Origin of the sequence: Micromonospora qiuiae, assembly GCF_016863555.1 — a bacterium.
Lineage (GTDB): Bacteria > Actinomycetota > Actinomycetes > Mycobacteriales > Micromonosporaceae > Micromonospora > Micromonospora qiuiae.
In genome coordinates this window covers 21,357-39,723 of sequence record NZ_BOPC01000074.1, presented here as the reverse complement: position 1 = coordinate 39,723, position 18,367 = coordinate 21,357, and the positions used below count along the sequence as shown (strand labels likewise).

Below are 18,367 nucleotides of genomic sequence, written 5' to 3'. Positions count from 1 at the left end.
GGCCTCGGAGCGGGAGGCACTGCTGAGCGGTTTGGCCGCGCTCGGACGCGGCGAGCTGGCCTCCACAGTGGTGACCGGTAAGGCCGTGGTGGAGGGGAAGACGGCCATCCTGTTCACGGGGCAGGGCAGCCAGCGCCCGGGAATGGGCCGGGAACTGTACGAGTTCGCTCCCGTGTTCGCCGCCGCCTTGGACGAAGTGTGTTCGCACCTCGACCCGCACCTGGACACCCCGCTGCGCGAGCTGCTGTTCGCGGCTCCCGGGAGTCCGCAGGCGCAGCTGCTGAGCCAGACCCGGTACACGCAGCCGGCCCTGTTCGCCTTCGAGGTGGCCCTTTACCGGCTCATCGAGTCCTACGGGATCCGGCCCGACTACCTCATCGGCCACTCGATCGGCGAGCTCGTCGCGGCCCACGTGAGCGGGGTGCTCCGCCTGCCCGACGCGGCCCGGCTCGTCGCGGAGCGGGGTCGGCTGATGCAGGCGTTGCCGGCGACCGGCGCGATGGTGGCCATCGAGGCGACCGAAGCGGAGATCCTGCCCCTGCTCGACGGCGAGCATGAACGGGTGGCGATCGCCGCGGTCAACGGGCCGCGGGCGGTGGTCGTCTCCGGCGACCAGGACGTGGTGGAACGGATCGGCGCGCACTGGAAGGGCGAAGGGCGCAGAATCCGAAAGCTGGCGGTCAGCCACGCTTTCCACTCCCCGCACATCGATCCGATGCTCGACTCGTTCGGTGCCGCGATCGCCGACCTCGAGTACCACCCGCCGACGATTCCGATCATCTCGAACGTCACCGGCCGGCCGATCGCCGCCGGGGAGATCACCAACCCGGACTACTGGGTCCGGCAGGTCCGCGCGGCCGTCCGGTTCCACGACGGGGTACGCGCGCTGTACGAGCAGGGCGTCACGACCTACCTGGAGGTCGGTCCGGACGCGGTTCTGGCTTCCCTCGCGCACGACACGCTCGCGGGGCGGGCGGGACCGATCCTGACGGTGCCGATGCTGCGCGCCCGGCGGCCCGAGGCGCGCGCCGCGCTGACGGCCCTCGCCGAGCTGCATACGGCCGGGTTGCCCGTCGACTGGCCGGCGGTGCTCGGCCCCGGACCCGCCGTACCGCCGGGCCAACTGCCCACGTACCCGTTCCAGCGCCAGCGGTACTGGGTGTTTCCGCCGGACGCCCCGCGCGCGCACGGCACGGACGGGGACGGTGTCACCGCCGAGTTCTGGGCCACGGTCACCGGCCGCGACGCCGAATCGCTGGCGTCGATGCTGGGCCTCCCGCCCGAACAGCGCGCCGCGCTGGGCGAACTGCTGCCGGCGCTGTCCGCCTGGCGCCGGCACTTCGACTGGTTCTACCGGACTGCCTGGCGGCCGTTGGCCGCCTCGCCGGCGGCGGGGCTCGCCGGGACCTGGTTGCTGGTCCGACCGGCCGGGGCGGCGGACCCGGTCGCATCGGTGACCGACGCGGTGACGCCGGCGTTGGGCGCGGCCGGCGCGACGGTGGTCACCGCAACAATCGATCCAGCCGAGTCGGATCCCGGCGCGCTCGAAGACTCCCTGCGCGACGCCGTGGCCGGTGCCGGCCCGATCCGGGGCGTCCTGTCGCTGCTCTGCCTAGCCGCGGACGAGCGGCTGCCGGCGGTCCAGGAGCGACTCGCCGACCTGCTGGAGCAGGCCGGCATCGGCGGCGTCCTGTGGCTGGCCACGCTGGGCGGCGTCGCCGCGATCGCCACGGACGCCGCCGTCGACCCGGTGCAGTCCGCGCTCTGGGGAGCCGCGGCGACGCTCGCGGCGGCGCTCCCGGCACGGTGGGGCGGCATCGTGGACCTGCCGCCGGCGCCCGACCAGGCCGTGCTCCGCCGGCTCGCCGAAGCCGTCGCCGGCGAGGAGAGCCAGGTGGCTCTGCGCGCGTCGGGGATCTACGGCCGCCGGTTGGTGCGCGACGTCCCGCCCGGTACCGGGCCGGTATGGGTTCCGCGCGGCACGGTACTCGTCACCGGCGCGACGACCACAGCCGGCCGGCACGCCGCGCGGTGGCTTGTCGAGCAGGGCGCGGAGCACCTCGTACTCACGGTGCCGGACGCCGACGCGCCGGAGGTCGCCGCGCTGGAGGCCGAACTGGCCCGGATCGGCGCGAAGACCGACGTCGCCGAGTGCCTGCCGGCGGATCGCAACGCCCTCGCGGCCCTGCTCGCCCGGGTTGCCGACGAGCACGACATCACCGCCATCGTGCACGCCGAGGGGGTCGACCCGGCCGCGGACGGGCGGGCGGCGCTCAACCTGCACGAACTCTCCGCCGATCTGGATCTGTCCGCATTCGTGCTGTTCTGCTCGGCGTCCGGCGTACTCGGCGTGCCTGGACTCACCGGGCGCGCGGCCGCAGACGCATACGTGGAGGGGGTCGCCGCGCTCCGTCGGCTGGCGGGCCGGCCGGCGCTCTGCGTGGCCTGGGGGCCACTGGCCGACGGCGCCGGTACCGACGGCGAGGCGCTGGCTCAGCTGGGCCTACGGCCGGTCACGCCGGAACTGGCCATCCGGGCGCTGGCCCGTGCGGGTGACGCCGCGGCCGGCTCGGTCGTGGTGGCTGACATCGACTGGCCGACCGTGGCCCCGCACCTCAACGGCCGTCGCGACAGCCGGCTCTTCGCGGAGCTGGCGAACCCCGGCGGTCAGCCGGATGGCGTGGACCGCTGCCCGGACGGCGATCTGGCTCACCGGCTGGCCACCGCCCCGCACGCCGAGCGGGAACTGATCCTGCTCGAGTTCGTGCGCGGCCAGGTGGCAGCGGTACTCGGCCTGCCCTCGCCGGACGCGGTGGAGACCGAGGAGAACCTGCTGCACCTGGGCTTCTCCTCGTTCACCGCGCTGGAGCTGAGCAACCGAATGCGACAGGCGGGCATCGACCTGCCCCCTGTGCTGATCTTCGACTACCCGACGCCGCTGGCGCTGACCCGGGCCGTTCACGCCACCCTGGCGCCCGGCGACGAGGTGCTGGGAGACAACCACGCAGGAAGGACAGCGATGACCACCGCCTCCACACCGGAGAAGAGCGCATGAAGCAACGACCGATCGCGCCGGAACGCCGGCCGACACAGATGTTCCTCGACCACATCCGCAGCTTCGCGCCGGTCTTCCTGGACACCGACGTGGACATGACGCGTGTGCGTCAGCACCGGGCGGCGGCCCGGTCCACTGGTCGCCACTACTCCACGGTGGCGTATGTGCTGCACTCCGCCGCCCGGGTGCTCGCGCGCCATCCGGAGGCGAACGCCGCGATCCGTGGGCACGCGATGCCCAAGGTTGCTCGGTACGAGTCGGTGAGCGGCAAGTTCACCATGGACAAAAGAGTCAACGGCCAGCGCATCGTGATGTCGGCCGTGATCGCGGACCTGGACCGCCGCGACCTCGATTCAATCCAGGAACGCATCGAGCACTATCGCGACGGTGACCCGGAAACCATGCGGGAGTACGCCCGGGTCCGCAAGCTGTACCGGATTCCGTGGCCCATACGCAACCTGTTGTTCGGGCTGGGTGCCCGTTCGCTGTCGATGCGTCCGTCGATCTTCGGCACGTTCGCGGTCACCTCGCTCGGGCACCGGCCGGTGGACGGCTTCTACTCCACCGGCGGTACCACGATCACGCTTGGACTCGGCCAGGTCGCGGACCGCCCTGTGGTTCGGGACGGGCAGGTCGCCGTGGCCCCGCTGATGCGGCTGAGCCTCACCTTCGACCACCGGGTGATCGACGGAGCGGAGGCCGCGGACGTACTGGCCGACATCAAGGCCAGCCTGGAAGAGTTCTCCGCGGACGACGCCGCGGAGCCCGTGCTCTCGACAGATGAGGCGGTGTCCCGTGCATGACCTGACCGAACTCAAGCAGTACGTCGGCGCGCACGCCCGCACGCAGCGGCTTCAGCGGCACCAGGAGGTGCTGGACCGAATCCGCAACGACGGCACGGGACCGGGCTCCTGGGTGCACGAGTGGTCGACCGAGGCCAGCCGGCTGGAGCGGCGAGGCGCGCAGCAGGACGCCCTGCGACGCTACGTGATGGCCCGATTTCCCTTTGTCGATGGTCCAGCCCGACAGGAGGCGCAAGACGGCTTACTTCGGACTTTCGACAAATGGCGGACCGGCAAGGACATCCACCCGCTGGAGGTGAAGTTCAAGAGTGGCGTGATCCGGGCGTGGCAGAGCGGCCTGTCGGCGACCGAGCGCCGACCGCTGGTGGTGCTCAGCGGCGGGATCGTCGCCGTCAAAGAGCAGTGGGCGCAGAGCCTGCCGGTGCTCAAACGACTAGGGTTGGCCGCGATCGCCACCGAGATGCCCGGCACGGGCGAGAACACAATGCCGTACGACGGCGACAGCTGGCAAATGCTGCCGGCCCTCCTGGACGCCGTCGCCGACCGGGCCGACGTGTCTCGCACGTACGCGCTGATGTTCAGCTTCAGCGGTCACCTGGCGCTGCGCGCCGCGATGGAGGACGCCCGCATCAAGGGCATCGTCTCGGCGGGCACGCCGCTGATCAAGTTCTTCGCCGATCGGGCGTGGCACCGGCAGATCCCCAAGCTGACCGGCGACACGCTGGCGCATCTCACCGGAGTCGACCGCGACCAGCTCTTCGAGCACCTGCGGGACTGGGCGCTGCCCCCACGAGGGCTCTCCACAGTTGGGATTCCGGTGTCCTATGTCGCCAGTTTGCGGGACGAAATCATCCCGCAGTCGGACACCGTAGCGTTGCGCCGGTACCTGACGAACGTCCACATTCTCTCCCACGACGACGTGCACGCCGCGCCACGCTACTGGCAGCAGACTCAGGTCTTCGTCATACGCTCGCTGCTGCGGATGGCCGGAGCGCGCGACGTTCACCGCCTGCTCATCGAGGCATTGTGGCCGGTCGTTCAGGCTCGTGGACGCCTGATACGACCCCCGGCCTGACGCCCGGGGGCACTCGGCAACCCGGCAGCGATCAGCCGGGTTGCCGATTTGTTTCCGTCTCGCAGCGGGGTGCGCGAGCAGGGGGGGCTTAGGGGTACCAGATCATGACGCCGCGCCATAGCTTGGATCCATAGCTGCCGCACGGAGCGTGCTGCACGGTGTCCACTTAGCTCACACGATGGAGGACACGTGAGGTATGAAATCCTGGGTCCATTGCGGGTGATAGATGGTGCGACGCAGAGCAGCGTGCGCGGCCGGAAGGTCGAAACCCTGCTCACGGTACTGCTCGTCCGGGCGGGAGAGGTGGTCACGCACGACCAACTCATCGCGGAGATATGGGGCGAGCGGCCGCCTCGGCGGGTAACCGCCGGCCTGCACGTCTACGTCTCGCAGCTGCGCAAACTGCTCGGCGACGCCACTGGTACGGGGGCCAGTCCCATCGTCACCCGGCCGCCCGGCTACCTCCTCAACCTCGGTGACGACGAACTGGACGCCCAGCTGTTTCTGCAATTGGCCGAGGACGGCCGGCAGTTGCTGCGGGATCAGCGCTTCGACACCGCCTGCGACGTGCTGGAGGGCGCGCTGAGCCTGTGGCGCGGTCGTCTGCTCGACGACGCCTTCACCGGGCCGATCCTGGCCGGATGCGCGGTGTCGCTGGACGAGGTCCGCCTCGAGTGCGACGAGATGCTGGTCGAGGCTCGGCTGCAACTCGGCCGGCACCGGGAGCTGATCGCACCGCTCTACGGGCTGATCGCCCGGCACCCCATGCGGGAAGCCTTCTATCGGCAGCTGATGCTGGCCCTGTACCGCTCGGAGCGAACCGCTGACGCGCTGCGGCTCTTCCAGTCGGCCCGCCAGGTCCTTCGCGAGGAACTCGGGCTCGAGCCGTGCCGGGCGCTTCAGGATCTGCAGCGGATGATCCTGGCCGCTGACGACCGGCTGGACGCGGAGACCACCGTCATCGCCCGGGCCGCCGCCTGAAAGGCCGGCCCGGGCTCAGCCCGTGTACAGCTGGTAGACGCTTTCCAGACTTGGCGCTTCGAGCACCGCGGGCAGCGGCACCTGGCGACCGGTGGTCCGCTCCAGGAGAGCGAGCAGGGACAGCAGGTGCACCGAGTCCCAGCCGGGCAGCTCGTCGAAGCCGCGTGCGGCGTCCGCCGCCGCGATGTCCAGGCCCATCTCGTCACGAAGCAAGGTGACGAAGTCGTCGATGGTCTTCACAGCGCTCCATCCTCAGGGGTTTCGGTGAGCAACACGTACTCCGGCACCGCCGGCAGCACGGTCAGGTCGTGCCGGAACCAAGCGGTGTCTCCCTCCGGACCCGCCACCCGCTGGAACCCGTAGCGGGAGTAGAGGTCCTTGACGCCAGCGTTCTTCGCGGTCGGCCGGTAGCTGCCGATGACCGCGTTCGCGCCGCCGTCACGAGCCTGCCGGAGCAGCGCGGCAAGACAGGCTTGTTCGATCCCCCGGCCGAAGACCCGGCAGCTCAGCAGGAAGTTGTCGATCTGGACGTCGTCCGCTTCACGGCGCGTGAACATCGCTCCGACGAGCCCGTTGTCGCCGAACCTGTCGCTACTGCGGATGGCAAACACGCGCCGCGCCGGATCCTCCGCGTACGTCCGCACCTCCGCCGGTTGTAGCCGCGTCGTGGTCAGGTTGAACTGGTTGGTTCGCAGGGTGATCTGCGATATCCGGCCTATCTCGGCCGAGGCCGCCGGCGCCAGGGTGACCCGGACGCCCAGCTCGCGCAAGTAGTCCTCAATGGAGTCGAAGTCGCGCAGGAAGTCACCTCGGGCGACCTCGTCTCGGTAGCGCGCCGGGCGGGCCCGGTCGTCCACCGTCACGTCCCGCACGTCGAACCAGCCGTCGCGCAGCAACCGCTCCAGGTGCAGTGCCGGATCGTCGTTCACCGCCAGCACCGCGACCTCGGGCAGTTCCCGGCGCACCATTCCGCACTCGTACGGGCTGTCGTCGACGAAGACGAAGCTGTCCACTCCCAGGTTCAACGCCTCAGCGGTCTCCCGCAGGTTGCCCGGCTTCGGCTCCCAGTTCGCGGTCACCCGTACGAAGTCGCCCTCCCGCAGGGTCAGGTCGGGATGATTGCTGAGCATGGCGCGTACGGGTTCGACGTCGTTCTTGCTCACCGCGGCGAGCAGCACGCCCTGCGCGGCGAGCTGCTTTGCCGCCCGCTGGAAGGCCTGGAACGCGTCGCCGCGGTAACCGCCGGCCACCTCGACGCCCTCCGGCCCGTCCTCGCCGAGCACGCCGCCCCAGAGCGTGCCGTCCAGGTCGAGCGCCAGCACTTTTTTCGTCCGGCCGAGCAGGTGGCGAGCCAGGTGCCCGATCTCGCGGGCGTAGCGGGCCAGCAGAGCGGGGGCCAAGTGCGCCTTGGCGTACATGCTGAGCCGGATGTCGTCGGCGGCGACGCCCTCCGCCAGGAGCGGATCGAGGTCCAGCACCACCAGGTTGGCGTGCTGGTCGGCGAGGCGGAGCAGAGCGACGTTGGCACTGCGCCAGGCCACGCCCAGCCGCGCCCGGGACCGGTGGTCGACGAGCTGCGCGGAGAACCGCCGGGGCAGCGGGAGAGTGTTCAGCACGAGCGTCGCCTGGCGGTGTTCGGCGAATCGGCCCACCAGCCAGCCGATCAGCCGCAGCTTCTCCTCCAGCGCTTTCTCGACGTCCTCGACGGACCACGGGACAGGCACCTCGTCGAAGACCACCATCGGGTCGAGCAGGCAGAGGACCAGCTGACTTCCACGGGCGTACAGGTGACTGTCCGGAGTAGAAAGATCGTTGACGTACTGGCCGAAGTCTCCAATGGACCGGCGCATCAGGAGGCCGTGCCGGGCGAACTCGGCGGTGAGTGACGGCACCAGTTCCGCGAGCGTGCCGTGTCCGGTGATGCCCACGGTGAGGACGGGCGTGTCCGGGTGTTGTTTCAGCACGTCGTCCGGGTCGACCCGACCGATCAGCTGCCCGGCCCAGCTGAGCCGGGATTCCGGCAGCGCTTCCAGCAGCGAGGGCAGCGACGGGTACCCCTGCGCGAGTACGCCTGACCTGTGCAGGTGCCGCAGCCGATCTTCGGCCTCACCCTGGGCGCTTGGTGGTTCGGTGGTCGGCACCTCAGATCTTCTCCAGCGCGTATCCGGCCTTGATCCACTTACTCGACTCGATTGCCAGGCCGAGCGCCCGGTCGCCCGCGGTCATCATCGGCAAGACCCGCTCGAGCTGGAAGAACGGCAGCGCGTTGCCCATGTTGCCGGTCTGTCGGACGCAGGAGACCTCGTGCAGGTGCGGCATGTCCAGCCGCGCGGTGATCCGGTCGGTCATCTGCCCGGACAGCTGCGGCGGCAGCAGGTAGTCAGCCTCGTCCTCGACCCAGCCGAGGTCGTCGAGTAGCTCCTGGAACATCTCCACGGTCAGCGTTGGGACGTGCTCCTCGATCGCCTTGTAGTCCTCGCTGATCGGCAGATGGTCCGGAATTTGGTCGCCCCAGCCGAACCACTCCGCGGTCTGGCCCGGCGGCCGGCCGAGGCCGACCATCTGCACCGAGACCCGGCGCAGCACCGCCGAGCCCGGTCCGGGCTCCCGGCTGAGTACCGTCGCGCCCGCCCCATCGCCGAAGAGCACCGTGTTGATCAGCCGCGCCGGTTCCATGGTGCGCAGGTCGAGGTCGGTTCGGTAGTGCTTGGCGCAGGTGTCCGCCCCGATCACCAGCGCCGTGCGGTGCCGGCTACCCAGCAGCAGCTGGTGCGCCACGTCCAGAGCCTGGATCGCGCCGGCGCAGCCGGACTGCAGCTGGAAGGTGGCCAGCCGGTTGGCGCCGAGGCGGTCGGCGACCACGTTTACCGTTGCGGGTATCAGCAGGTCCGGCGACCATGTACCGAGTACGATCAGGTCGAGGTCGTCCGGGCCTATCCCGGCCCCGGCCAGCGCCCGCTCCCCCGCCTCGGTGGCGAGATCCGCCAGCGAGTACAGCCGTTTGCCGGTGCCCAGGTCGAACGCGAAGTGGCGGGTGCTGGTGCCGACGAACGTGTCGATCCACTGCTCGAACGACGCCGTCATGTCGAAGTGGCGAGCCAGGTCCGTGTTGGTGACGGGTGCACCCGGCAGAATCGTGCCCACCGAGCGGACGTGAATGTCTGGATTTTCCATCCTGGCCTCCTGCCGCCAGACGCGTGTGCACCAGAAATCGTTGAGGGCGGGGCTAAATTCGACCTAACGCCCGCCTTGCGTGGGCAGGCCGAGCGCTTTCAGGCTGATCGTGGCCAGCAGGCCGGCCGGCAGCTTGGCCAGCAGCCCGAAGGTGCGGGCCTGCCGACCGACCGGGTAGCGGAGTCGGGGCCGGGAGCTGCGGGCCGCCCGGGACACGACCTCGGCGACAACCTCGGGGGCGCTGCCCTTGCCGCTGTCGGCCACCACCCGGTCGGCCACCTTCCGGAAGCCGTCGCCGTAGAGGTCCCGCCCCTCCGGGCCGAACTCGTCCAGCGCCACCACCGCGTCCCGGCCCAGTTTCTCGGACGCAGCGGTCCGGATCGCGCCGGGCTCCACCAGGACAACCCGGATACCCCAGGGCGCGAGCTCCATCCGCAACGCCTCGGTGACCGCCAGTAGCGCCTTCTTGGAGGCCGAGTACGGCCCGGAGAAGGGCATCGTCAACCGGCTCGACACGGAACCGATGATGATCAGTCGGCCGCGGACCGCGCGGATCGCGGGCAGCAGGGCCTGCGTGACGGCCACCGGTCCGGTGACGTTGACCTCGAACTGCCGGCGCAGGTGCTCTCCGGAGACCATCTCGATCGGCCGGAACACCGAGATGCCGGCGCTGTTGACGAGGACGTCCAGCCCGCGGCCGGCAAGCCGCGCCAGCACTTCGCCGGTAGCCTCGGCGATCTGGTCCGGGTCGGTCAGATCCATCTGAATCGGGACGAGACGATCGCCGGCCACCGCTCGCAGGGCGTCGCCATCGGTCGCCTGGCGGACCGTGGCGAAGACCCGGTAGCCGTCGCTGGCGAGTCGAAGGGCCGTGGCTCGACCGATCCCGGTCGACGCGCCAGTAACGACCGCGTACTTGTCCGCACCTTCCATCTTGTCCCCTCTTGGATTCCCGCTCGTAACATTTTCGCGGCACACTGCGATGGCTTTTCGGTACGCCAGGGTAGGGCAGCGAACATGTCCGCCGCCAGGCTCGAATAATAGGGGTGGGTAAGGGTTGGCGATCCGCCAATGATCGGTTGAGGATAACTGCTCATCAGCTCACGCAGTTGTCCACCGAGCGCGATACTGATTGATGCGCGTTCATGTGGCGGAGGTTTTTATGGCCGGCCCGAGGGAGTTCTTTCTTCCGGAGTTGCCTCGCCTGTTGCCGGTTGGCTACCACCCCAAGGCCGCCCAGATCGAGATCGCTTCGAACGGTTGGGTGCGCCGGTGCATGGGAGGGTGCTTCGCCAGCGAAGACGACCTGATGTGCTTCCTGCGGCAACGCAACGGGCTTTACGGGCCGCTGGTGGTACCGGACGCCGAGGAAGATCGCGCGCAGAACGTCGCCGACTGGTACCAGTTCATCGCGGCGCTCGAACGCCTCGCCGCGGACCGTCCCGCCGACGAGGCCGCCCACCATGTCAGCCAGGTGGTGCAGGAAATCGTCGTGGGCCCGCAGAGCGGCTCCGGCGACGAGCCGTCGCCGTACGGATGCGCGGCCAGAAGTCTGTGGAGCCGGATCAGCGTCGGACTCACCGGCGCGCAAGTGCAACGGTTCGCGAAGATCGTGGAAATGGTCGCCAACCGTCACGTGCCGGAACTCGCGCTTCCCTCGGCTTCACCTGGCGAACGGCTGGGCCTGCAGGACCGGATGGCGGCCCGGGTGTCGCAGCACGGCTGCGGCTTCCTCGAGCTTCTCACCGAGTACGCCGCCGGGGTCGACATGAGCGAGTTCATCGGCTCGCCCGTGTTGGCCGAGACGCACGAACACACCAGGTGGCACCTGATCCTGGTACGCGACCTGCTGTCCTGGCGGCGGCTGCACGACCAGCCTGGCCAACTGACCGCGATCCGGATCCTGCTCGAAGAGGACGGCCTGCCGTTGCAGGCCGCCGTGAACCGGCTGTGCGAGCTGATCGAGTACCACGAACGGGCGTACATCACCGCGCGCAGCCGCATCCTCGCCGCACCGGTGGGCAACCGAGCCGACGTACGGGCCTACCTCATCGGGCTTGACCAGCTCATCGCCGGCAACCAGGAACATGAGCACCTGACGTCGCGCAACCTCGGCGACGGCGCGGTCTGGGACGGCACCACCTGCGGCTGGCTGAGCCTGGACACACCGGTGGCATCGTTCCGCACGCGGGGCGCCGAGCAAGGAAGGCCCTCCACGCTTAGGGGCGGCTAGGGGTTCTACCGGCAGCGCGCGCCAGCCTAGCGTTCAGGGCACTTTCTGACTCGCAGGGAGGGCGCAATGACCATCACCGGCTCGACCAGTCTGCCCGACTCCACGGACGTGTTGGTGGCAGGTGGAGGCCCGGCAGGCGCCTTCCTGGCCTGCCTGCTGGCCCGCCGTGGCTTCCGAGTGTTGCTGGTGGAGAAGCAGGCCACCCTCGAACGAACGTTCCGGGGCGACACCGTGCTCGGCCCGTCGGTGGTGATCCTCAAGCAGCTCGGGTTCGGCCCTGCCCTTGAGGAGCACGGCTACATCCCCACCGAGCGGCTGGTCATCCAGATGGAGGGACGCAAGGTCCTCGACCTGGACTACCGCCGGTTCAAGTGCGGCGAGACGCCGATCGACATTCCCCAGCCGGCTCTGCTGGACATCGTCTACCGCTCCTCGGCTCAGGAGCCCGGCTTCCAGGTCGTGTTCGGGACCACGGTGACCGAGTTGCTCGAGGAGAACGGCGTCGTCAAGGGCGCGGTGCTACGCGGCAAGGGTGGCGAGAAGGTGCCCGTTCGCGCCCGCCTGGTCATCGGCGCCGACGGGCGGTTCTCCAGGGTCCGCAAGGCGGCCGGGTTCGAGGCCAAGGTCACCCCGATGGACCGCGACGTGCTCTGGTTCCGGGTCCCCCGGCCGGAAGGCTGGGCGCACCGCACCGACTTCTTCGTGGAGCGGGACCGGCACGTCGTGGTGATGCCCACCTTCCCGGACGGCCTGCGGATCGCGACCAACCTGCCCAAGAAGGCGCTGGGGGCATGGCGCCAGGCAGGGCTTCCCTCCGTCAAGCAGATCGTCGCTCAACTGGACCCGCGACTCGGTCCCCTGATGGACAAGCACGTGCGCAGCTGGGACGACACAAGCTTCCTGGAGATCTTCACCGCCGAGGTCGACCAGTGGGCCCGGGACGGGCTGCTACTGATTGGCGACGCATCGCACACGGTCACTCCGATCCTCGGGCAAGGCATCAACCTCGCCCTGCAGGACGCGGTCACCCTGGCCCCCGTCCTCGACACGGCCCTGCGCCGCTCCAGCGGCGATGGCACCGTGCCCGCCGCCACCTTCGCCGACTGGATCGCGAAGCGGCGCAAGCACAAGGCTTTCGTCACCCGGTTCCAGACCCGCAACGAGGCCAGCATGGTGGCGACCACCCGGCTGGGTACCTGGCTGCGACGCAACCGGTACCTGACGATGAACATGACGCCGGCCAAGTACGTGCTGGCCCCCAAGATGATGTCGGAGCCGTTCCCGATCGATCCGGCGGACGTACGACAGGTCGTTCCGGTCTGACCGTGGCCGGGTGTCACCGACGCGTCACCGACGCATGCGCTAGTTTGTACGGTGCCGCTCACCAGGCACCCTTGTCGATGCTCGGAGGTAACTAAGGTGGCCGATCGTTACTGGCGTCCGAGCTGGTTCGCGATCCGCGTGTTCAACCCCGCCATGACAGCTCTCGGCGGGGCGACGCTGGAGGTGGCTGGCCGCCGCACCGGCAAGGTTCAGCGGGTGCCGCTGAACATCCTCGAGCATGGTGGCGAGCGGTACATCGTGGCCCTGCGGGGCAACACCGAGTGGGCACGCAACCTGCGCGCGGCCGGGCGATGCACCGTCCGCAAAGGATGGGGTCGCACGGAGTACCGGGTGACCGAGCTTCCGCTCCAGGAAGGCGCCCCGATAGTCGATGCCTATCGGGCCAAATGGGGCAAGCAGTCCGCACGTTTCTTCGAGCGCATGCCCGACCACGCACAGCATCCGGTATTCCGGCTCGACCGCGTCAATTGACCCGTAGCCCCCGCATTCACCGCACCCCGGTTAGGGGTTGGCAGTAGGGGGACGGATCTCCTTAACCTACGCGTGTCGAACTCCACCGGGAGGTCATACGCAATGGTGGGACGTTCCGTCGGGATATTGGGAACCGGTTCATATCTTCCCGAGAACTCCGTTTCCAACGAAGTGATAGCGGCCCGCGTTGGCGTGACTTCGGATTGGATCGCCACCAAGACCCAGATTCGGCATCGCCGGTTCGCGGCCGACCACGAGGCCACTTCGGATCTCGCCACGCACGCCGCGCGCCGGGCCCTCGACCAGGCCGGAATCAGCCCGGCCCAGGTCGACTACCTCATCGTCTCGACTTCGACCGGTGACTCGCCCCAGCCACCCACCGCGCACCTGGTCCAGAACGCGCTGGGCGCCGAGAGCGCCGCCTGCTTCGACATCAACGCGGTCTGTAGCGGCTTCGTCTATGGCCTCGCGGTGGCCGAGGCGCTCGTCGCCGCACGGCCCAACGCCATCGCGCTGGTGGTCGCGGCCGACATCTACTCGCGGATACTCGACTTCAGCGACCGGCGGACCGCAGTGCTCTTTGGCGACGGGGCCGGCGCCGCCGTGGTCGGCGCGGTACCGGACTCGCGTGGGCTGATCGGCCTACACCTGCGTGGCTCCGGCGAGGCGCATCACCTGATCCGCGTGGAGGCCGGCGGCAGCCGCCGTCCGCCCTCGGTGCAGACGGTCGCCGACGGCGACCACTTCTTCCGCATGGAGGGTCGCCAGGTCCGCGAGTTCGCGGTGAAGCAAGTGCCGCCACTGCTGGCAGAACTGCTGGAACGCAACGGTCTCGGTGTCGAGCACGTCGACCATTTCGTCCCGCACCAGGCCAACGGAGTACTGGTCGACGAGCTCGTGCAGAACGCCGGGCTGACCACCGCACGGATCCACCGCACGCTCGAGCGGTACGGCAACGCGGGCAGCGCGTCAGTGGCGCTGACCCTCGACGAGGCCAACCGCGCAAACGAACTCAAGGACGGCGACCTGGTCCTGCTCGCCGGTTTCGGCGGCGGCATGTCGATCGGCGCTTGCCTGCTGCGCTGGTACGACCCGGTCGCGTCCGCCTGACGAGAAAGGCTACAAATGAGATCCGTCGAACGCGTTGGTGTCATCGGGTCCGGCCTCATGGGCACCGGCATAGCCGAAGCCTGTGCGCGGGCCGGACTCGACGTGCGTGTGGTGACCACCACCACCGGCTCCACCCGCACCGCCCGTCAACGACTCACAGACCTCGTCGACCGGCAGGTACGGAAGGGACAGCTCACCGAAGATCAGCGCGAGCGCGTGGTCGACAGCGTCACCTACACCTGCGACCTGGACGGCATGGCCGACCGAGATCTGGTCGTCGAGGCGATCGTGGAGCGGGAGTCGGCCAAGGTGGAGCTTTTCGCGAAGCTGGACAAAAGCGTGACACGGGACGACGCCATCCTGGCCACGAACACCTCCTCGATACCGATCGTGCGGTTGGCCTGCGCGACCGAACGCCCAGGGCGTGTGGTCGGTGTGCACTTCTTCAACCCCGTGAGCGCGATGCCACTGGTCGAGCTCGTCGGCTCGCTGCTGACCGACGCGGACGTGCTCGACCAGACCGAGCGGTTCGTCACCGACACACTCGGCAAGCAGGCAATCCGGTGCCGCGATCGGGCGGGCTTCGTGGTCAACGCTCTGCTCATCCCGTACCTGCTGTCGGCCATCCGGATGCTGGAGTCCGGGTACGCCACGGCGCAGGAAATCGACCGTGCCATGACGCTGGGCTGCGCGCACCCGATGGGGCCGCTCAGCCTTGCCGACCTGATCGGTTTGGACACCACCGCGGCCATCGCGTCCGCGCTGTACGACGAATTCAAGGAGCCGCTGTACTCGCCACCGCCCCTGCTCCTGCGGATGGTCGAAGCACGGTTGCTCGGTCGCAAGTCAGGGATGGGTTTCCATGACTATCGCCGAGCCGGCGTCCCGATGCCGGCCGCCGCGTGAGCCGCGAGCCTGAGGGGAAATCAGTGACTGCATTGGACAGTGGTAAGGCCGACACTCCGGTCGCCAACCTGGTCGAGTCGTTCGTCCGGGCCACCCCCGACCGCCTCGGGGAGGAGTTCCGGCGACTGGCCGCCAAGGTCTGGGAGGCTGGCACGGTCACCGCCGCGGCCCCGGACGCCGTCCCGGCGCTGGTCGCGGCGCTCGATACCGCCCCCGCGCCAGCGCAGCGGGCGCGGCTGGCCCTGCTGCTCGGGCTGCTCGCTGAGGCCAGCGCGCCGTCGGCCGAGGCGGCGAGCGTCCGTCAGGCCGTTCACAGTCGATTGCCAGGTTACCTCGAACTGCTGCTGGGTACGGCCGAGGCCGCGGCCGACGAGCCGATTCGCCAGGCGTTGCTGTTCCTGGTCGCCCATTTTCCCGAGGACCGCGAGGAGATTCTCGCGGTGGCCGGAAAAATCGACCTTGGTGAGGAGGACCTCAGCCGGCTGGAGCGGTGCCTGAAGCCCTTGGACGCCGACGACCCGGCGGTCACCCGGGTCTGGCCGTACCCCGCCGTGTGGTCCTCCTTGGACGAGGCGGACCGCGACTTCGACCGGCAGTGGATGCGCCAGCTTCCGGCCGAGCAGCTCGCGCTGGCCTGGACCCTGGACACCCAGTCCCTGCTCGCCTACTCCGGTGCCCGGGCGTTCTGGACCTGCGAGCGCGGTGCCGTCGTCGGCGGGCCGGAGCCGGACCTGACGCTGCCCACGGTGGAAGGCGTCACAGCCGCCGAGGCTGACCCGCTCGGCGGGCACGGGGCGGCGCTGCGCTGCCCCTCCTGCCATGCGCCGCTCCAGGTGTCGAACGCCGCGGCGACGTGCACGGGATGCGGCGTGCGGCATCCGGTCGTCGACGGTTACCTCGACCTGTCCGCCGGAGCCGGTGACGCTTTCGATCCAATGACCCGGACCGTGCCGCGGCGGTACAGCGACATCCGGCCGGCGTTCCTGCGCTGGAAGGGTTCGAACTGGGACGGCGAAGTCACGGTGTCCGGAGAGGACGAGTACCTCCGCACCCACGTACGGCCGGTGGACGGTCCGATCCTCGACCTGGCCGCGGGCACCGGGCGGTGGACCTCCGTGCTCGCGGAGACCTTCGGCGCCGACCGGGTGATCGCGCTGGACCTCTCCCGGGCGATGATGGAGGAGACGCGGCGCGGGCTGCCTGAGGTCTTCGGGGTCCGTGGCAACGCCCTGGCGCTGCCCTTCACGGACGCCTCGCTGGGCGCAGTCAACTGCTGGAACGCCCTCCAGTCGCTGCCCGACCCGGCACCGGCCATCGCCGAGGTGGGCCGCTGCCTGCGACCGGGCGGCACGTTCACGCTGATGACGTTCCGGCCATCGCTGGACCCGCTGTACCGGTACTTCCAGACCCGGCCGTTCGGCCTCGTCCCGGTGACCCTCTCCGACCCGGAACAGCTGCGTGGCCAGTTGGCGGCCGCCGGGATGCGGGTCCGCGAGCAGTACACACCCGGCTCGTTCCTCTTCATCACCGCGGTACGCGACCGCGACTGACAAACACCAAGGGAAACCAGATGACCAAAAAGATAAGCCGTCGTGCGGTGCTCGCCGGCACCGCCACTGTCGGTGGCACCACCGCCGGTCTGCTGGCCGGCACCCCGGCCCCCGCCGCGCCGCTGACAAAATGGCGGGACGGGACCTCGGTGCCCCGGCCGGTCGCGATCCCGCCCTCCGACGGACGCTACAAGGATCTGGTCAGCGCCTGGAATGGGCGATTCATCGGCCAGCCGGACTACGTGCACGTCGTGCACAACGCGGAGCAGGTCGAGCAGGCGTTGGGCATCGCGGTCTCCGCCGGCAAGCGGGTCGCGGTGCGCAGCGGCGGTCACTGCGTCGAGGGCTTCGTCACCGACCCCGCCATCAAGGTCCAGGTCGACATGTCACAGATGACAGGGGTGTACTTCGATTCCTCGCGGAACGCGTTCGTCGTCGAGCCCGGCGCCACGCTGCGCGAGGTCTACAAAAAACTGTTCACCGACTGGGGCGTCACGGTACCCGGTGGCACCTGCCCGTCGGTGGGCGCCGGCGGCCACTTCGCTGGCGGCGGGTTCGGCGCGCTGGCCCGCCGCAGCGGCATCATCCCCGACCACATCTATGCCGTCGAAGTCGTCACCGTGACCGCCTCGGGTACGCCGCGCACGGTCATCGCCACCCGAAACGCCGGCGACCCCAACCGCGAACTGTGGTGGGCGCACACCGGCGGCGGTGGCGGCAACTTCGGCGTGGTCACCCGCTACTGGATGCGCAGCTGGGGCGCCACCGGCACCGACCCGACCAGGCTGCTGCCGAAGCCGCCGCGGGAAGCCCGCAACGTCACCTTCATCTTCCCCTGGGCCGCGTTGAACGAGGCGACGTTCTCGGCTTTGGTCCGCAACTACATCCGTTGGTACGAGCGGAACAGCGCACCGACGTCGCCGTTCATCCGGCTGAGCGCCAACATGATCGCGGCACACATCAACACCGCGCCCGGGGTGATCCTCACCGTCGTCACCGACCCGGCCGAGTCGGACTCCGCCGCGATGGTGGACGCGTTCCGGGCCGAGGTGGTCGACACTGTCGGCGCGCCGGTCGTCGTCCAGGAACGCCGGTACCCGTGGCTCCAGTCCACCAACGCCGCCGGGTACGCCGACACGGGTGACGTGGTGGGCCGGCGCAACAAGGCCAAGGGCGCGTACCTGCGCTCGTCCTACACCGACGCGCAGCTCGCGGTCACCTACCGGTACCTGCAGGACGCGAGCATCAACGCGCCGCTCGCCGCCGTCATATTCAACGCGTACGGCGGCATGGCCAACGCCCTGGCACCGGACGCGACCGCCGTCCCCCAGCGCGACTCGGTGCTCAAGGCGCTGCACACCATCCACTGGGACGATCCGGCTCAGGACTCGCTGAACCTGGGCTGGCTGCGTTCGTTCTACCGGGACGTGTACGCGGACACCGGCGGCGTCCCGGGGTTGAACGGGATCACCGATGGGTCGTTCATCAACTACGCCGACGTGGAACTCGCCGACCCGACCCAGAACACCTCGGGCATTCCCTGGTCCAGCCTCTACTACAAGGACAGCTATCCCAGGCTGCAGCGGGTGAAGGCACGCTGGGACCCACTCAACGTGTTCCGCCACGCTCTCTCGATCGAGCTGCCGAGCTGAGCCACCGCCTCCA

The 18,367-nt window shown here is 69.5% G+C and carries 15 protein-coding genes; 11 read left to right on the top strand and 4 right to left on the bottom strand.

The features are described 5' to 3' along the window. The 4 genes from Vqi01_RS23400 to Vqi01_RS23385 all read left to right on the top strand — a co-directional run. On the top strand, nt 1–3,055 hold a 3,055-nt coding region (locus tag Vqi01_RS23400; RefSeq protein ID WP_204036994.1), incomplete at its 5' end, for an acyltransferase domain-containing protein. Next, nucleotides 3,052–3,858 (top strand): 2-oxo acid dehydrogenase subunit E2, encoded by an 807-nt coding sequence (locus Vqi01_RS31385; protein ID WP_204036993.1) that lies wholly within the window; start codon nt 3,052–3,054, stop codon nt 3,856–3,858. The genes Vqi01_RS23400 and Vqi01_RS31385, both read left to right, overlap by 4 nt. Beyond that, nucleotides 3,851–4,933, top strand: coding sequence for an alpha/beta hydrolase (locus Vqi01_RS23390; protein ID WP_204036992.1), 1,083 nt, complete (start codon nt 3,851–3,853; stop codon nt 4,931–4,933). The genes Vqi01_RS31385 and Vqi01_RS23390 overlap by 8 nt, the downstream gene beginning before the upstream one ends. A gap of 189 nt (nt 4,934–5,122) precedes the next feature. Beyond that, entirely contained in the window at nt 5,123–5,914 is a 792-nt protein-coding gene (locus tag Vqi01_RS23385) for an AfsR/SARP family transcriptional regulator (RefSeq protein ID WP_204036991.1), read from the top strand. A 15-nt stretch (nt 5,915–5,929) separates the two neighbouring features. Here the strand turns inward: Vqi01_RS23385 and Vqi01_RS23380 are convergent, their stop codons facing one another. The 4 genes from Vqi01_RS23380 to Vqi01_RS23365 all read right to left on the bottom strand — a co-directional run bounded on the left by Vqi01_RS23380 (nt 5,930) and on the right by Vqi01_RS23365 (nt 10,021). Then, complete coding sequence (locus tag Vqi01_RS23380) at nt 5,930–6,154, bottom strand: phosphopantetheine-binding protein (protein WP_204036990.1); 225 nt, start codon at nt 6,152–6,154, stop codon at nt 5,930–5,932. Further along, a complete protein-coding gene (locus Vqi01_RS23375; protein WP_204036989.1) occupies nt 6,151–8,055 on the bottom strand; it encodes an HAD-IIIC family phosphatase in 1,905 nt (634 codons plus the stop codon). The genes Vqi01_RS23380 and Vqi01_RS23375 overlap by 4 nt, the downstream gene beginning before the upstream one ends. A 1-nt stretch (nt 8,056) precedes the next feature. Then, complete coding sequence (locus Vqi01_RS23370; protein WP_204036988.1) at nt 8,057–9,088, bottom strand: 3-oxoacyl-ACP synthase III family protein; 1,032 nt, start codon at nt 9,086–9,088, stop codon at nt 8,057–8,059. A gap of 63 nt (nt 9,089–9,151) precedes the next feature. Then, nucleotides 9,152–10,021: an SDR family oxidoreductase gene (locus Vqi01_RS23365; protein WP_204036987.1), complete on the bottom strand. Its 870-nt coding sequence runs from the start codon at nt 10,019–10,021 to the stop codon at nt 9,152–9,154. Between the two features lie 229 nt (nt 10,022–10,250). On the opposite strand from Vqi01_RS23365, the gene Vqi01_RS23360 reads away from it, so the two are divergent. The 7 genes from Vqi01_RS23360 to Vqi01_RS23330 all read left to right on the top strand — a co-directional run bounded on the left by Vqi01_RS23360 (nt 10,251) and on the right by Vqi01_RS23330 (nt 18,354). Continuing rightward, nucleotides 10,251–11,321: a terpene synthase family protein gene (locus tag Vqi01_RS23360; protein ID WP_204036986.1), complete on the top strand. Its 1,071-nt coding sequence runs from the start codon at nt 10,251–10,253 to the stop codon at nt 11,319–11,321. Nucleotides 11,322–11,387: 66 nt separating this feature from the next. Continuing rightward, nucleotides 11,388–12,644: an FAD-dependent monooxygenase gene (locus Vqi01_RS23355; protein WP_204036985.1), complete on the top strand. Its 1,257-nt coding sequence runs from the start codon at nt 11,388–11,390 to the stop codon at nt 12,642–12,644. Nucleotides 12,645–12,740: 96 nt separating this feature from the next. Continuing rightward, complete coding sequence (locus Vqi01_RS23350) at nt 12,741–13,136, top strand: nitroreductase family deazaflavin-dependent oxidoreductase (RefSeq protein ID WP_204036984.1); 396 nt, start codon at nt 12,741–12,743, stop codon at nt 13,134–13,136. 102 nt (nt 13,137–13,238) lie between these two features. Continuing rightward, nucleotides 13,239–14,246 carry a 3-oxoacyl-ACP synthase III family protein gene (locus Vqi01_RS23345; protein WP_204036983.1) on the top strand — a complete coding sequence of 336 codons (1,008 nt, stop codon included), beginning with the start codon at nt 13,239–13,241 and terminating at the stop codon, nt 14,244–14,246. Nucleotides 14,247–14,261: 15 nt separating this feature from the next. Then, complete coding sequence (locus Vqi01_RS23340) at nt 14,262–15,152, top strand: 3-hydroxybutyryl-CoA dehydrogenase (RefSeq protein ID WP_204036982.1); 891 nt, start codon at nt 14,262–14,264, stop codon at nt 15,150–15,152. A gap of 23 nt (nt 15,153–15,175) precedes the next feature. Next, the gene (locus Vqi01_RS23335) at nt 15,176–16,702 is read left to right on the top strand and encodes a class I SAM-dependent methyltransferase (RefSeq protein WP_204036981.1); all 1,527 of its coding nucleotides are present in this window, start codon (nt 15,176–15,178) and stop codon (nt 16,700–16,702) included. Between the two features lie 20 nt (nt 16,703–16,722). Then, nucleotides 16,723–18,354: an FAD-binding oxidoreductase gene (locus tag Vqi01_RS23330; RefSeq protein WP_204036980.1), complete on the top strand. Its 1,632-nt coding sequence runs from the start codon at nt 16,723–16,725 to the stop codon at nt 18,352–18,354. Nucleotides 18,355–18,367 lie beyond the last annotated feature (13 nt).

Bases quoted from the DNA above. Each gene is read 5' to 3' on its own strand.
- Vqi01_RS23345 (WP_204036983.1), top strand. From the start codon at position 13,239: ATGGTGGGACGTTCCGTCGGGATATTGGGAACCGGTTCATATCTTCCC.
- Vqi01_RS23370 (WP_204036988.1), bottom strand. From the start codon at position 9,088: ATGGAAAATCCAGACATTCACGTCCGCTCGGTGGGCACGATTCTGCCG.
- Vqi01_RS23360 (WP_204036986.1), top strand. From the start codon at position 10,251: ATGGCCGGCCCGAGGGAGTTCTTTCTTCCGGAGTTGCCTCGCCTGTTG.
- Vqi01_RS23330 (WP_204036980.1), top strand. From the start codon at position 16,723: ATGACCAAAAAGATAAGCCGTCGTGCGGTGCTCGCCGGCACCGCCACT.
- Vqi01_RS23340 (WP_204036982.1), top strand. From the start codon at position 14,262: ATGAGATCCGTCGAACGCGTTGGTGTCATCGGGTCCGGCCTCATGGGC.
- Vqi01_RS23355 (WP_204036985.1), top strand. From the start codon at position 11,388: ATGACCATCACCGGCTCGACCAGTCTGCCCGACTCCACGGACGTGTTG.
- Vqi01_RS31385 (WP_204036993.1), top strand. From the start codon at position 3,052: ATGAAGCAACGACCGATCGCGCCGGAACGCCGGCCGACACAGATGTTC.
- Vqi01_RS23365 (WP_204036987.1), bottom strand. From the start codon at position 10,021: ATGGAAGGTGCGGACAAGTACGCGGTCGTTACTGGCGCGTCGACCGGG.